At 69.4% G+C, this 14175-nt stretch carries 9 protein-coding genes; 5 read left to right on the forward strand and 4 right to left on the reverse strand.

Annotated features, from left to right (window positions below):
- Positions 1–7 precede the first annotated feature (7 nt).
- Genes ACFE65_RS00200 through ACFE65_RS00210 form a run of 3 tightly spaced genes read left to right on the forward strand, consistent with a single transcriptional unit; the run spans position 8 to position 8189 of the window.
- On the forward strand, positions 8–3187 hold the full coding sequence (locus ACFE65_RS00200; protein WP_375380310.1) for an efflux RND transporter permease subunit: 3180 nt from the start codon (positions 8–10) through the stop codon (positions 3185–3187).
- On the forward strand, positions 3184–6621 hold the full coding sequence (locus ACFE65_RS00205) for an efflux RND transporter permease subunit (protein WP_375380311.1): 3438 nt from the start codon (positions 3184–3186) through the stop codon (positions 6619–6621). Before ACFE65_RS00200 ends, ACFE65_RS00205 begins: the two co-directional genes overlap by 4 nt.
- Entirely contained in the window at positions 6618–8189 is a 1572-nt protein-coding gene (locus ACFE65_RS00210; protein ID WP_375380312.1) for an efflux transporter outer membrane subunit, read from the forward strand. The genes ACFE65_RS00205 and ACFE65_RS00210 overlap by 4 nt, the downstream gene beginning before the upstream one ends.
- Before the next feature lie 150 nt (positions 8190–8339).
- Here the strand turns inward: ACFE65_RS00210 and ACFE65_RS00215 are convergent, their stop codons facing one another.
- From ACFE65_RS00215 to ACFE65_RS00230, 4 genes are all read right to left on the reverse strand, one after another.
- The gene (locus ACFE65_RS00215; protein ID WP_375380313.1) at positions 8340–8948 is read right to left on the reverse strand and encodes an FKBP-type peptidyl-prolyl cis-trans isomerase; all 609 of its coding nucleotides are present in this window, start codon (positions 8946–8948) and stop codon (positions 8340–8342) included.
- 125 nt (positions 8949–9073) lie between these two features.
- A complete protein-coding gene (rpsU, locus tag ACFE65_RS00220) occupies positions 9074–9280 on the reverse strand; it encodes a 30S ribosomal protein S21 (RefSeq protein WP_022686405.1) in 207 nt (68 codons plus the stop codon).
- A 139-nt stretch (positions 9281–9419) separates the two neighbouring features.
- Positions 9420–10412, reverse strand: a complete 993-nt coding sequence (locus ACFE65_RS00225; protein ID WP_375380314.1) for a PDZ domain-containing protein — start codon at positions 10410–10412, stop codon at positions 9420–9422.
- A 10-nt stretch (positions 10413–10422) separates the two neighbouring features.
- A complete protein-coding gene (locus tag ACFE65_RS00230; RefSeq protein ID WP_375380315.1) occupies positions 10423–11421 on the reverse strand; it encodes a UDP-glucuronic acid decarboxylase family protein in 999 nt (332 codons plus the stop codon).
- A 205-nt stretch (positions 11422–11626) separates the two neighbouring features.
- Here ACFE65_RS00230 and ACFE65_RS00235 point away from each other — a divergent pair, with 205 nt between their 5' ends.
- Both ACFE65_RS00235 and ACFE65_RS00240 read left to right on the forward strand, forming a co-directional pair.
- Positions 11627–13132 (forward strand): cysteine--tRNA ligase, encoded by a 1506-nt coding sequence (locus tag ACFE65_RS00235; protein WP_375380527.1) that lies wholly within the window; start codon positions 11627–11629, stop codon positions 13130–13132.
- On the forward strand, positions 13129–14067 hold the full coding sequence (locus ACFE65_RS00240; protein ID WP_375380316.1) for a D-2-hydroxyacid dehydrogenase: 939 nt from the start codon (positions 13129–13131) through the stop codon (positions 14065–14067). The genes ACFE65_RS00235 and ACFE65_RS00240 overlap by 4 nt, the downstream gene beginning before the upstream one ends.
- The last annotated feature ends 108 nt before the right edge of the window (positions 14068–14175 follow it).

Genomic DNA, 14175 nt, shown 5'->3' on the forward strand with positions numbered 1-14175 from the left:
CACGCACATGGGTCCCTCCCGCCTGTTCATCCTGAGACCGGTCGCGACCGCGCTGTTCATGGTCGCGATCGTGCTGGCGGGGCTCGTCGGTTTTCGCCTGCTGTCGCTGTCGGCGCTGCCGGAGGTAGACTATCCGACGATCCAGGTGACGACGCTTTATCCCGGCGGCAGCCCGGAGGTGATGAGCCAGACGGTGACCGCGCCGCTGGAGCGCAACTTCGGCCAGATGCCGGGCCTCGCGCGGATGGAGTCGACCAGCTCGTCGGGCGCGTCGGTCATCACGCTGCAGTTCACCCTGTCCGAAGGGCTCGACGTCGCCGAGCAGGAGGTGCAGGCGGCGATCAACGCGAGTCAGGCGCTACTGCCCGCCGACCTTCCCGCCCCGCCGGTCTATGCCAAGATCAACCCGGCCGACGCGCCCGTGCTGACGATCGCGATCACGTCGGACACGATGCCGTTGACGCAGGTGCAGTCGCTTGTCGACACGCGGCTGGCGCAGAAGATCAGCCAGATCAGCGGCGTCGGCCTCGTCGGGCTGGCCGGCGGGCAGAAGCCCGCGATGCGCATCCGCGCGGACACGCAGAAGCTCGCAAGCTATGGCATCAGTCTCGCGCAGGTGCGCACCGCGATCGACAACGCCAACGCCAATTCGGCCAAGGGCAGCTTCGACGGGCCGGCACGGTCGTACCAGATCAACGCCAACGACCAGCTGGAAAGCGTCGACGACTACAAGAACCTGATCGTCACCTATCAGAACGCCGCGCCCGTCCGGCTATCGGCGGTGGCGGACGTCGCGGAGGGCGCGGAGAACAGCCAGCTCGGCGCGATCGCCAACCGGACGCCGGCGATCATCCTGAACGTGCAGCGCCAGCCGGGCGCCAACGTCATCGCCACCACCGACGCGATCAAGCGTCAGTTGCCCGAGCTGCTGAAGAGCCTGCCCGCCGGGCTCCATGCGACGGTGCTGACCGATCGCACCACCGGCATCCGCGCGAGCGTCCACGACGTCGAGTTAGAGCTGGTGCTCGCCGTCTTCCTGGTCGTGCTGGTGATCTTCTTCTTCCTGCACTCGGGGCGCGCGACGCTGGTCGCAGGGCTCGCGGTGCCGATCAGCCTCGTGGGCACGTTCGGCATCATGTATCTGCTCGACTACAGCCTCGACAACCTGAGCCTCATGGCGCTGACGATCGCGACCGGCTTCGTCGTCGACGATGCGATCGTGATGATCGAGAACATCCAGCGCCACATCGAGGAGGGCATTCCGCCGTTCGAGGCGGCGCTGAAGGGTGCGCAGGAGATCGGCTTCACGATCATCTCGCTGACCGTGTCGCTGATCGCGGTGCTGATCCCGCTGCTGTTCATGGGGGACATCGTCGGGCGGCTGTTCCGCGAGTTCGCGGTGACGCTCGCCGTCACGATCCTGATCTCAGCGGTCGTTTCGCTGACGCTGACGCCGATGCTGTCCGCGCGCTGGCTGAAAGCACCGCGCGACGAGAAGCCGAGCCGCGTCGCCGAGCGCTCCGCCGCCGCGTTCGGCTGGGTCGAGCGGCGGTACGAGCGCGGGCTCGACTTCGTGCTCGCGCGCCGGCTGCCGACGCTGATCGTGGCGATCGCGACGCTGGTGCTGACGGTGCTGCTGTACCTCGTCATCCCCAAGGGGCTCTTCCCGACGCAGGATACCGGCCAGCTCCAGGCGCGGCTGATCGCGGCCAACGGCGTATCCTACGAGCGGATGTCGCAGCTTCAGGCGCAGGCGGCGGGCACGATCCTCCAGGACGCGGACGTCCAGTCGCTGTCGGCGTTCGTGGGCGTCGACGGGTCGAACAACGCGTCGCTCAACTCGGGCACGATGCTCATCAACCTGAAGGACCACCATGCCGCGCAGGCGGACGTGATGACGCGCCTGACGGCGGACGTCGCGCGCATCCCCGGCCTGACGCTGTACCTCCAGCCGACGCAGGATCTGACGATCGACGCGGAGGGTGGCCCGACGCAGTACCGGATGGCGGTGCAGGGATCAAACACCGCCGACGTGACCGCGGAGGCCAAGCGGATCACCGCCGCGATCGCCGGGCTCAGTCAGGTGCGCAACGTCTCGACGGACGCGGGCGCGATGGGCGCGGCGGCGTTCGTCACCATCGACCGCGATACCGCGGCGCGCGTCGGCATCACCGCGTCGAGCGTCGACGACACGCTGTATTCCGCCTTCGGCCAGCGGATCGTGTCCACCATCTTCACCGAGACGACACAATATCGCGTGATCCTGGAGGCGGCGCCGGGGCTGGTGACCGATCCGGCCTCGCTCGGGCTGCTCCACCTGCCCGCGGGCGGCGGCGCGACGCCGCTCAACGCGGTCGCGACGATCACGCAGGGCCAATCGCCGCTCGCGATCACCCATGTCGGCCAGTTCCCGGCCGCGACGGTCAACTTCGACACCGCCCCCGGCGTGTCGCTGGGCACCGCGACCAATGCGATCACGAAGGCGCTGACGCGGCTGCAGGTGAAGCGGGGCATCACCACCGTTTTCCTGGGCGCCTCGGGGGCGTTCGCCTCGTCGCTCAACAACCAGCTCTACCTGATCCTGGCCGCGATCGTGTGCGTCTACATCGTGCTGGGCGTCCTCTACGAAAGCTTCATCCACCCCGTCACGATCCTGTCGACGCTGCCCTCGGCCGCGGTCGGCGCGCTGCTGGCGCTGCTAGTGACCGGGCATGATCTCGACATCATCGGCATCATCGCGATCGTGCTGCTGATCGGCATCGTGAAAAAGAACGCGATCATGATGATCGACTTCGCGATCGCGGCCGAGCGCGACGAGGGCCTGGCGCCCGTCGCCGCGATCCGGCAGGCGGCGGTGCTGCGCTTCCGCCCGATCCTGATGACGACGCTCGCCGCGCTGTTCTCGGCGGTGCCGCTGATGGTCGGCACCGGCAACGGCGCGGAGCTGCGTCGGCCGCTGGGCATCGCGATCTTCGGCGGGCTGCTGGTCAGCCAGCTGCTGACGGTCTTCACCACGCCGATCGTGTACCTGTATTTCGACCGCGCGCAGCAGCGGTTCGCGCGCGCGGGCTGGGGCGCCAAGGGCAGTCCGAACGTCAGCCGCGAGGCGCAGGACACGCCGCCCGGCGCGCAGCCCGGCGGGCTCGTCGCACCCGGACGCGATCCCGGTCCGGAGGCGCGCGCGTGAACCTGTCGGGCCCCTTCATCCGGCGGCCGATCGGCACGATCCTGCTGACGATCGGGATCGCGCTGGCCGGTATCGCGGGGTTCTTCAGCCTGCCGGTCGCGCCGCTGCCGCAGGTCGACTTTCCGACGATCAGCGTCAGCGCCACCCTGTCGGGCGCGAGCCCGGACACGATGGCGCAGAGCATCGCGACGCCGCTGGAACGCCGCCTGTCCACCATCGCGGGCGTGACCGAGATGACGTCGTCGAGCACGTTGGGCTCGACGCGGATCACGCTCCAGTTCGACATATCGAAGAACATCGACGGCGCCGCGCGCGAGGTGCAGGCGGCGATCAACGCCAGCCGGATCGACCTGCCCGCGACGCTGAAACAGAACCCCACCTATCGCAAGGTGAACCCGGCCAACCAGCCGGTGGTGACGCTCGCGCTTACCTCGAAGACCAAGACGGCGGGGCAGATCTACGATGCGGTGTCCAACATCGTGCAGCAGCGGATGCTGCAGATCCCGGGCGTCGGCGACGTCGAGGTGGGTGGCGGGTCGCTGCCCGCGGTGCGCGTCGATGTGAACCCGTACCGCCTGTCGAGCTATGGCATCGCGATGGAGGACGTGCGCGCCGCGATCGAGGCGGCGAACGCGAACCGGCCCAAGGGGCTGGTGCAGGGCACGGGCGGACGCGCGTGGCAGATCTACACCAACGCCGCCGGGCGCGTCGCGGCCGACTATCGCCCGCTGGTGATCGCGTGGCGCGACAACGCGGCGGTGCGGCTGGGCGACATCGCGACGGTCAGCGACGGCGTCGCGGACCTCCACACGCTCGGGCTGTTCAACGGCGAACGGGCGGTGGTCGTCAACATCACCCAACAGCCCGGCGCCAACCTCATCAAGATGGTCGACGCGATCCGCAAGGAACTGCCCGGCATCCAGGCGTCGATCCCCGCCGATGTGACGCTGGACGTCGCGATGGACCGCACGAGCTCGATCCGCGCGTCGATCCGCGAGATCGAGCTGACGGTGCTGATCTCGCTGGCACTCGTCGTCTTGGTGGTGCTCGCCTTCCTGCGCGACGTGCGCGCGACGATGATCCCGGCGGTGGCGACGATCGTGTCGCTGATGGGCACGTTCGGGGTGATGTACCTCGCCGGGTTCAGCCTCAACAACCTGTCGCTGATGGCGATCACCGTCGCGACCGGCTTCGTGGTCGACGACGCGATCGTGGTTCTGGAGAACACGACCCGTCACCTGGAGGCCGGCATGGACCGGTTCGAGGCGGCGCTGCTCGGCGCACAGGAGGTGGGGTTCACCGTCCTGTCGATCTCGATCAGCCTGGTCGCGGTCTTCATCCCGCTGCTGTTCCTGGGCGGCATCGTCGGGCGGCTGTTCCGCGAGTTCTCCGTCACGCTCTGCGTCGCGGTGATGATCAGCCTCGTCCTGTCGCTCACCACCACGCCGATGCTGTGCGCCTGGTTCCTGCGCCCCGGCGACGCGATGCAGGAACGCAAGCCGGAGGGGCGGATCGGCCGCACGTTCGAGCGCGGGTACCAGCGCGTCGAGCGGCTGTACGAACGCTGCCTCGACTGGGCGCTGGGCATGAAGCGGCTGGTGCTGCTGCTGCTCGCCGCCGTGATCTGCCTTACGGTCTATCTGTACATCGCCGCGCCCAAGGGCTTCTTCCCGCAACAGGAAAGCCCGCTGATCTTCGCCGGCGTCCGCGCGGACGAGAGCGTGTCGTTCCAGTCGATGCAGGCCAAGCTCGGGCAGATCGTCGGCATCATCCACCATGATCGCGCAGTGCAGAACGTCGTGGGCTTCACCGGCGGCAGCCGCGCGGGCGGCGCGTTCATCCTGATCGCGCTGAAGCCCGTCGAACAGCGCCGCGGCCAGCCCAGCACCGTCGTCATCCAGCGACTGCAGAAGCGGCTTCAGCCCGTCGCCGGCATCCGCCTGTTCCTGTCGCCGCTGCAGGACCTGCGCGCGGGCGGGCGGCAGGGCAATGCGACGTACCAATACACGCTGATGGCGGACAGCACCGCGCATCTGAAGACCTGGGCGCAGAAGCTGAACGAGGCGATGACGGCGGACAAGACGTTCACCAACGTCGACAGCGACCTCGCCGAGAACGGCGTGGAGAGCTATGTCACCGTCGATCGCGACGCCGCCTCGCGCATCGGCATCTCGCCGCGCGATGTCGACAACGCGCTGTACGACGCGTTCGGCCAGCGCAACGTCGCCACGATCTATGAAGACATCAACCAGTATAGCGTGATCCTGGGCTGGCATCCCGACCAGACGGAAGGGCCGCAGGACCTGATCGACGTGCGCGTCCCCGCCGGCGCGGCGACCGCGGCCACCACCGGCGTCAACGCGACGTCGGGCAGCGCGGGCGGGACCGCGAGCAGCCTGTCGTCCGGCCTGTCGAGCACCGGCGCCGCGAACGGGGCGAGCGGCACCGGCTTAACAACCGCGACCGGCGCCAGCGGCACCACGACGCTGGGCAACGGCAGCAGTGCCGGCACGACCGGCGCCAGCACTGGCACGACGACAGGCGCCATCACCTCCGGTGGGAGCGCGGCCGCCAGCATCCCGACCAACCCCGCGCTGCGCGATCCGTCGACAGGCACCGCGCTCAGCACGTCGGCACGCCAGATGGTGCCGCTCGCCACGATCGCCGGCACCGCGCAGGCAGCGACCGCCGCGACCGTCAATCATCAGGGCACGGAGGTTGCGGCGACGATCTCGTTCGACCTGTCGCCCGGCCACTCGCTGTCGCAGGCGGCGACGCAGATCGAGGCGATCCAGGCGCGTATCGCCTTGCCCACGACCGTCCACGGCACCTTCTCGGGCACCGCGCTCCAGTTCCAGCAGAGCCAGGGGTCGCAACCGCTGCTGATCGTCGCCGCGCTGGTGACGATCTACATCGTGCTGGGCATGCTGTACGAGAACCTGATCCACCCGATCACCGTGCTGTCTACGCTGCCGGCCGCCGGCGTCGGCGCGGTGCTGGCGCTGCTCGCGTTCAAGATGGAGTTCGACATCATCGCGCTGATCGGCGTGTTCCTGCTGCTCGGCATCGTGAAGAAGAACGCGATCCTCATCATCGACTTCGCGCTGGCCGCGCAGCGCGACCGCGGGCTGACCGCGCTGGAAGCGGCGCGCGAGGCGAGCATCCTTCGTTTTCGCCCGATCCTGATGACGACGCTCGCCGCCGCCTTGGGCGCGCTGCCGCTGGCGATCGGCTTCGGCGAGGGCGCGGAGCTGCGCCGGCCGCTGGGCGTCGCCATCATCGGCGGCCTGATCGCGAGCCAGCTCCTCACCCTCATCACCACCCCCGTCGTCTATGTCGCGCTCGACCGGCTCGGCACCCGCCGCCGGCGACGCCGCGAACGCCGTGCGCTCCGCGAAGGCCGGGGCGCCCCCTTGCGAGAGTTGCCTGCATGACCCCCCGCCCCCTTTCCCGCCTTCCTGTTCTGCTGTCCCTCACCGCCCTGGCCGGCTGCTCGCTCGCGCCTGCCTATCATCGCCCGCTCGTCGCGGGCGACACGGCGCCGGTGTGGAAGACGGTCGCCGGATGGCGTCCGGCCAATCCCGCCGACGGCGCGCCGCGCGGGGACTGGTGGACCGGGTTCGGCGATCCGCAGCTGGCCGACCTCGTCGCCCGCGTCGACGCGCACAACCAGACGCTGGCGCAGGCGATCGCGACCTATCGCCAGGCCGTCGCGACGACGCGCGAGGCGCGCTCCAGCCTGTTTCCCACCGTCACCGCCAATGGCGCCGTCACGCATACGCACTCGGGATCGGGCGGCATCGTGACGAGCGACGTCGTCTCGGGCACTACGGGCGGAACGACCGGCACGACCGGCACCACTACCGGCACAGGCACGACGACCGGCACCACAGGCACCGGCACGACCGGCGGCACCACCACCGGCTATGTCAGCAGCGGCAACAACTCGAACAACTACCGCCTGACCCTCGCGGCGACGTGGCAGCCGGACTTCTTCGGCCAGATCACCAACACCGTGCGCAACGCCCGCTACACGCAGCAGGCGCGACTGGCGGACCTCGCCAACACGCGGCTGGTGCTGCACGGCGAGCTCGTCACCGACTATCTGTCGCTCCGCGAGACGGATGCGGACATCGCCAGCCTCGCGGCGACGGTCGCCGCCTATCAACGATCGCTCACCATCGCGACCAACCGCTACAACGCCGGGATCGTCGCGCGGACGGACGTGTTCCAGGCGCAGTCGCAGCTCGCCTCCGCCCAATCCGACCTGGAAGGCGGCGCGCGGACCCGTTCGCAATATGAGGACGCGATCGCGGTGCTGATCGGCGAGAACCCTGCCGGCTTTCGACTGGTGTCGCTCGGCACGGCCTGGCAGCCGGTGGTTCCGCAGACCCCCGTCGACCTCCCCTCCGTTCTGCTGGAACGCCGCCCGGACATTGCCTCCGCCGAGCGGCAGGTGGCGGCAGCCAATGCGCTGATCGGGGTGCAGCGTGCCGCCTATTTCCCGAACGTCACCCTGACGGGCAGCGGCGGGTTCGAGAACAACGCGATCTCCGGCCTGTTCAGCGCCGCCTCGTCGCTCTGGTCTGTGGGAGGGCAGCTTGCCCAGACGATCCTGGACTTCGGCGCGCGCAAGGCACGGGTGCAGGAGGCGCGGGCCGCCTACGACGCGGCGGTCGCAAACTATCGCCAGGTGACGCTGACGGGCTTCCAGGAAGTACAGGACGATCTCGTCGCGACCGAGGTACTAGAGCGACAGGAGGCCTTGCTGCGGACCGCGAGCCAGGCGGCGGACCGATCGGAGACGGCGCTGCGCAACCAATATGCCGCGGGCACCGCGATCTACACCGACGTCGTCACCGCGCAGGCGACCGCGCTCGCCGCGCGGCGCGCGCTGCTCCAGGCGCAACTCGATCGCCAGACCGCTGCCGTGGCATTGATCCAGGCGCTGGGCGGCGGATGGACGGACGGCGACGCGCTGGCGACCGGGCGGCTTCGTTAAAGGCGCCGGTTCCGGAAAAGCGGCCTGACGCTTATCTCGACCTTTGTACCGCGGCTCACGCCCTGGTAGTCACGCACGTCAGCACAGGCGGCACCAGCCACGCTTACGCCGATCGCAACCCAACGGAGGTCAGGCTGCTCGTTCCAACCGTCAGTGAGTAATCGCGTCTGACGGTGGCGCACCGGTCGCGCCGGCGGGCGGAACGGCACCCATCTGACGCTGCGCCTGCATCTGCTGCAGTTCGATCTTCGAGCGGTAGTCCAGCATGTCGAGGTCAAACACGAGAACGCTGTTGGCCGGGATCACCACGCGCCCAGTCGGATCGCGCTTCTCCTCGGGACCGTAGCCGAGGCTTGGCTTGATCCAGACCCGGTATTTCGACCCGCGCGGCATCAGCTTCAGCGCTTCCTCGAACCCGGGCACTGTCGCCTGCTCGCCCAAGGCGGCCACTAACGGCTGCGTCGACTTGTCGAACCGCGTTCCGTCGACGAGCGTGCCGTCGTACATCACCAGCGCCACGTCGCTGTCGGTCGGCGGCGTGCCGGTGCCCGGGCGCAACACCTTGTACTGCAGGCCGGACGGGGTCTCCATCACACCGGCAGCGCCGCGATTGCCGGCCAGGAACGCTGCCGCGGGATCGACCGGCGCGGCTCTGGCGAGCGCGGCGGCCGCGAGGATGACGGCGACGACGCCGACCCACAGCCAGACGAGATACCCGCGCTTGATCGGCAGGATCGGAACGGCGGTGACGGTCGACATAGGGATCTCGCTTCTACAACCGGCCGAACCGGAGCCGCGGGGGCTTCGCTCGCTCGACCGTCAACACGCATGGTCCGTTCAGGCGATCACCGGGCCGAGCCGGACAGATCACCTCGCGTCGGCGATCAGCGGGCGCCGTCGCGCTCCGCACGCTTGCGGTCGAGCTTGCGGGCACGCCGTACGGCCGCGGCACGCTCGCGCGCGCGCTTCTCCGAAGGCTTCTCGTAATGCCGCCGCAACTTCATCTCGCGATACACACCCTCGCGCTGCAGCTTCTTCTTGAGCGCGCGCAGGGCCTGATCGACGTTGTTGTCGCGAACGATGATCTGCATGATCGATGATATCCCGAAATTGGCTATTGCGGCTGCGAACCCGAGGCGCGCGCCGTGTAGGGCACGCCGTTAGCGACCCCGGCCGCGATTGGCAAGGCGAGGCGCACCGGTTGCGGCAGCGTCCGTCGCGGCTACCCGATCATTCCAGGGGCTGGTCGCGTGTGGCCAGCACCGGCGGAACATAGGGCGTCAGCGCGGTGGCCGGGATGCTCGCGATCTCCGCCGCGATCGCTTTCGCCCGTGCGCTCGACGAGCCGTGGGTCGCCCCGTGCAGGACGCCGCCGTCGAGCGTGCCGATGTCGTGCAGCCAGAACCGCACCGCGATCGCCGGATCATAGCCGGCGTTGCGCAACAGCGAGACGCTGAGCTGGTCCGCCGCATCCTCCGTCTGCCGGAACAGCCGCGCGCTGCGGCCGAGCTGGCCCAGCACGCCCCAATGCACCCCGGCCGCCTCCAGCCGCACGCGATGGCGCAGGATCACATGCGCCAGTTCGTGCGCGACGATCACCGCGACCTGATCGTCGTCATAGCGCGCGAAATAGGCCGCGCCGATCTGGACCTGCCGGCCGTCCGAGTCCGCCACCAGCTTCGGCCCGAGCAGCAGCTCGAACCCCACGCGGCATTCGGCGACGGGCATCACCGTCGCGGTGCGCGCGGTGCCCGACCGGGTCAGCGACAGGAGAAGCGGTGCCGTCGGCGGCGCGGCGACGATCCGCGCGGCGGCGGCGTCCCGCGTCGCATCGGTCGCCGCGCCGTCATCGCCCGTGGATAGCGGCGCGCCGTCGATCGCGACGACGCCGTCGTCGGCGAGTATCCCGGCGCGATCGGCGGGTGAGCCCGGCACGACCAGCTCCACTGCAACCGGCGTCGCGAAGCCGAACACCTGCCGCGCCGCGGGTCGCAGCGCCGGGTCGTATTGGTCGAGCGCATGCAGCGTCGCACCGGTGCCGGGCTGAAGATCGCGGCACAGCGCCGCGTTCGCCGTCGCCAGCCGATAGCCGACACCCGCCAGCCGCGCATCGACGAGACGCAATGCGCGAAGTTGCGCGGCGTCATCATTTCTTGGGGGCGATGCGGCGACGAGCAGCGGAAGGCACAGCCAGCCGACCACCCAGCCCGGCCGCCCGGTCATCACCCGGACCTCACCGGATCGCCGCCACGCGATCGGGCTCGCCCCGCGCCGTCCGGCCGGTACCCAGCAGCGTGTCGAAATAGACGATGGTCCGCGACAGGCCCTCGCGCAGCGGCACCTTGGGCGTCCAGCCGAGCTCGGCCTGCGCCTTGGCGATGTCCGGCTTGCGCTGGCGGGGATCGTCGGGCGGCAACGGCCGGTGAACGATTGCCACCGACGAGCCGACCAGCTCGCGCACGATCTCGGCCAGTTCCCGCATCGTGAACTCGCCGGGGTTGCCGAGGTTGACGGGACCGGTGAACGCGTCCGGCGTCGCCATGGTCGCGATCATGCCGTCCACCAGATCGTCGACATAGCAGAACGACCGCGTCTGCGCGCCGTCGCCGTACAGCGTGATCGGCTCCCCCTTCAACGCCTGGCAGATGAAGTTCGACACCACGCGCCCGTCGTCCGGGTGCATCCGGGGGCCATAGGTGTTGAAGATGCGGATCACCTTGATCGCGAGGCCGTGCTGGCGGCGATAGTCGAAGAACAATGTCTCGGCGCAGCGCTTGCCCTCGTCGTAGCACGATCGGATGCCGACCGGATTGACCCGACCCCAATACCCCTCGGGCTGCGGGTGGACGTCGGGGTCGCCGTAGACCTCGCTGGTCGACGCCTGCAGGATCGGCACCTTCAGCCGCTTGGCGAGCCCCAGCATGTTGATCGCGCCGACGACGCTCGTCTTGGTCGTTTGCACCGGATCGAACTGATAGTGGATCGGCGAGGCGGGACAGGCGAGATTATAGATGCGATCTACCTCCGCATAGAGCGGGAAGGTGACGTCGTGGCGCACCGTCTCGAACCGCGGATGGCCCAGCAGCGTGCGGATGTTCTCGCGCCGGCCGGTGTAGTAGTTATCGACGCAGACGACCTCGGCCCCGCCGCCGAGCAGCCGCTCGCATAGGTGCGATCCGATGAACCCCGCGCCGCCGGTGACGAGGACGCGGTCAGGAGACGTGTAGGTCAAGCGGGAGCCTCGTGCTGGAGCAGGTGACGGGAAAGCGCGACGCCCCTCCCATGTGGACAGTCGCTCCTCTTGCGACCGTCGCGTGGGTTGCGCAAGTCGGGCGGTCCGCCGGTAGAGTCTGGGTCGCCATTGCGGAGGACGGTACGGCACCGCGCGGCGCCGGCTCTTGGCGGCGGCGGAGCCGGCAGGCTATGGCCGCTGCATCATGCCGCCGCTCGTCCTGTTCAACAGCCTCTCGCGCCAGCCCGAGGCATTCCGCCCGATCGATCCCGCCGACGTGCGCGTCTACACCTGCGGGCCGACGGTCTATAACGACCAGCATGTCGGCAACATGCGCGCGTTCCTGTTCGCCGACACGCTGATACGCACGCTCCGGGCGCGGGCGGGCGCGGAAGGCTGGGGGCAGGTCCGCCACGTCATCAACATCACCGACGTCGGCCACCTAACCAGCGACGCGGACGCCGGCGACGACAAGATGGAGCGCGCCGCCGCCGCCGCCGGCCGCTCGATCTGGGACGTGGCCGCGCACTATACCGCCGGCTTCAAGCGCGACGTCGCGCGGCTGGGCATCGTCGAGCCGACCGTCTGGGCGGTCGCGACCGATCACATCGGCGAGATGATCGACTTCGCGCAAGCGATCGCCCCCGCGCATTGCTACCGACTGCCGGGCGGCTTGTATTTCGACGTCGGCACCGTCCCCGACTATGGCCGCCTCGCCCGCGCCGGCAGCGAGGATGGGGGCGAGAGCCGGATCGATCCCGTCGCCGGCAAGCGCCATTTGGCTGATTTCGCGATCTGGCGCTCCTCGGCTGCCGACGAGCACCGGCAGATGGAATGGGACTCGCCCTGGGGCCGCGGCGCGCCGGGCTGGCACCTGGAATGCTCGGTGATGAGCCGTCGCTATCTCGGCAGCCCGTTCGACATCCACACCGGCGGCATCGACCATCGCGAAATCCACCATCCCAACGAGATCGCGCAAAACCAGGCGCGGTGCGATTGCGCCGATCCGGGCGCGACCTTCTGGCTGCACAACAATTTCCTCGTCGAGCGCCAGGGGACGGGCGGGTCCGGCAAGATGAGCAAGTCGTCGGGTGCCTTCACCACGCTGCAGTCGCTGGTCGACCGCGGCATCCACCCGCTCGGCTATCGGATGATGTGCCTGCAGGCGCACTACCGGTCCGAGCTGGAGTTCTCGTGGGCGGGGCTCGCTGCGGCACTGACGCGGCTGCGGCGGCTGACCCATGCGGTCGAGGGCCTGCGCGCGCGCGCCGAAGGCAAGGGCGCGGCGGACGCGGGCGCGTATCGCGAGCAGCTGGACGCGGCGATGGCGGACGACCTCAACACGCCGCGCGCGCTCACGGTGCTAGAAGCGATGCTGGCGGACAAGACGATCGCGCCGGGCGCGCGACTCGCCGCACTGGCCGATTACGACGCGGTGCTGGGGCTCGACCTGATGACGCTGACGCGCGAGGCGCTGCGCGTCCGCCCGGCGGACGCAGGGATGGACGAGCGGGCGATCGCCGAGCGGCTGGCCGAACGCCGCGAGGCGCGGGCGGCGACGGACTTCGCCCGCTCCGACGCGATCCGCGAGTCGCTGCACGCCGCGGGAGTCGAGGTGATGGACGGCGACCCGCTCGGATGGGACTGGCGGTTGGACGCGGTGGCTCGTAGCGATGGCGACGAGAACGCACCGCCGGGACGGTCGGCATGAAGGCCGTCCTGCCCGCCATCGCGCGTACGCTCCTCGAACCGCAGCTGCCGCCCGACCTGGAGGTCACGTGGTTCACCGACCCCGACTCGGCGAAGGCCGGCATCGCCGACGCGGAGATCGCCTGGGTGGACATGCAGCCGACGTCGCGGGTGGCGGACACGATCCGCGCGGCCGGGCCGGCACTGCGCTGGGTGTCCACCCTGTACGCCGGGCTCGACGCCTTTCCGCTCGGCTGGCTGCGCGAGCGCGGCGTGACGCTCACCAATGGGCGCGGGATCAACGCGGTCGCGGTCGCCGACTATGCGGTGCTGGCCGTGCTCGCCGCCGCCAAACGCTTCGACGAGGTCGTCCGCGCGCACGACCGGCGCACGTGGCTGCGCGACTCGCCGGGCAAGGTGGAGCTGGCAGGCACTCACGCGCTGGTGATCGGCTATGGCACGATCGGCCGGCTGATCGGCGAGCGACTCGCCGCGTTCGGCGTCGCGGTGACCGGCGTCACTCGCTCCGGCGCCGGCGGCACGCTGACACCGGAGACGTGGCGTGCACGGCTGGGGGAGTTCGACTGGGTGATCCTCGCCGCGCCGTCGACCGGCGAAACCAGGGCGATGATCGCCGCCGGCGAGTTGAGCGCGATGCGGCACGGTGCTTGGCTGATCAACATCGCGCGCGGCGACATGGTCGACCAGGATGCGCTCGTCGCGGCGCTGGAGGGTGCCACGATCGCCGGCGCGATCCTCGATCCGACGACGCCCGAGCCGCTGCCGCCCGACAGTCCCTTGTGGTCCACGCCCAACGCACTGGTCACGATGCATCTGTCCGGTCGCAGTCAGTCGACGATGTTCCCCCGCGCAGCCGCCCTATTCCTCACGAACCTGCGACTCTATCGGCGCGGTGTCGGTCTCGACAACGTCGTCAGCCTCGTGGATGGATATTAGCGACTTATTAGTGACTTGCCGGAGTGTAGCCGGAAAGACGCGGTTTCGCCGATATCTCGCAGCTGCGTCATGAATCAGTTGCAACAAAGGTTTGTTTCGTTCATTACC

This window comes from uncultured Sphingomonas sp., from assembly GCF_964237335.1.
Lineage (GTDB): Bacteria > Pseudomonadota > Alphaproteobacteria > Sphingomonadales > Sphingomonadaceae > Sphingomonas.

What these genes read in the sequence shown, in the direction of transcription:
- ACFE65_RS00200 (WP_375380310.1), top strand. Translation starts at nt 8, where the DNA reads ATGGGTCCCTCCCGCCTGTTCATCCTGAGACCGGTCGCGACCGCGCTG.
- ACFE65_RS00210 (WP_375380312.1), top strand. Translation starts at nt 6,618, where the DNA reads ATGACCCCCCGCCCCCTTTCCCGCCTTCCTGTTCTGCTGTCCCTCACC.
- ACFE65_RS00215 (WP_375380313.1), bottom strand. Translation starts at nt 8,948, where the DNA reads ATGTCGACCGTCACCGCCGTTCCGATCCTGCCGATCAAGCGCGGGTAT.
- rpsU (WP_022686405.1), bottom strand. Translation starts at nt 9,280, where the DNA reads ATGCAGATCATCGTTCGCGACAACAACGTCGATCAGGCCCTGCGCGCG.
- ACFE65_RS00225 (WP_375380314.1), bottom strand. Translation starts at nt 10,412, where the DNA reads ATGACCGGGCGGCCGGGCTGGGTGGTCGGCTGGCTGTGCCTTCCGCTG.
- ACFE65_RS00235 (WP_375380527.1), top strand. Translation starts at nt 11,627, where the DNA reads ATGCCGCCGCTCGTCCTGTTCAACAGCCTCTCGCGCCAGCCCGAGGCA.
- ACFE65_RS00240 (WP_375380316.1), top strand. Translation starts at nt 13,129, where the DNA reads ATGAAGGCCGTCCTGCCCGCCATCGCGCGTACGCTCCTCGAACCGCAG.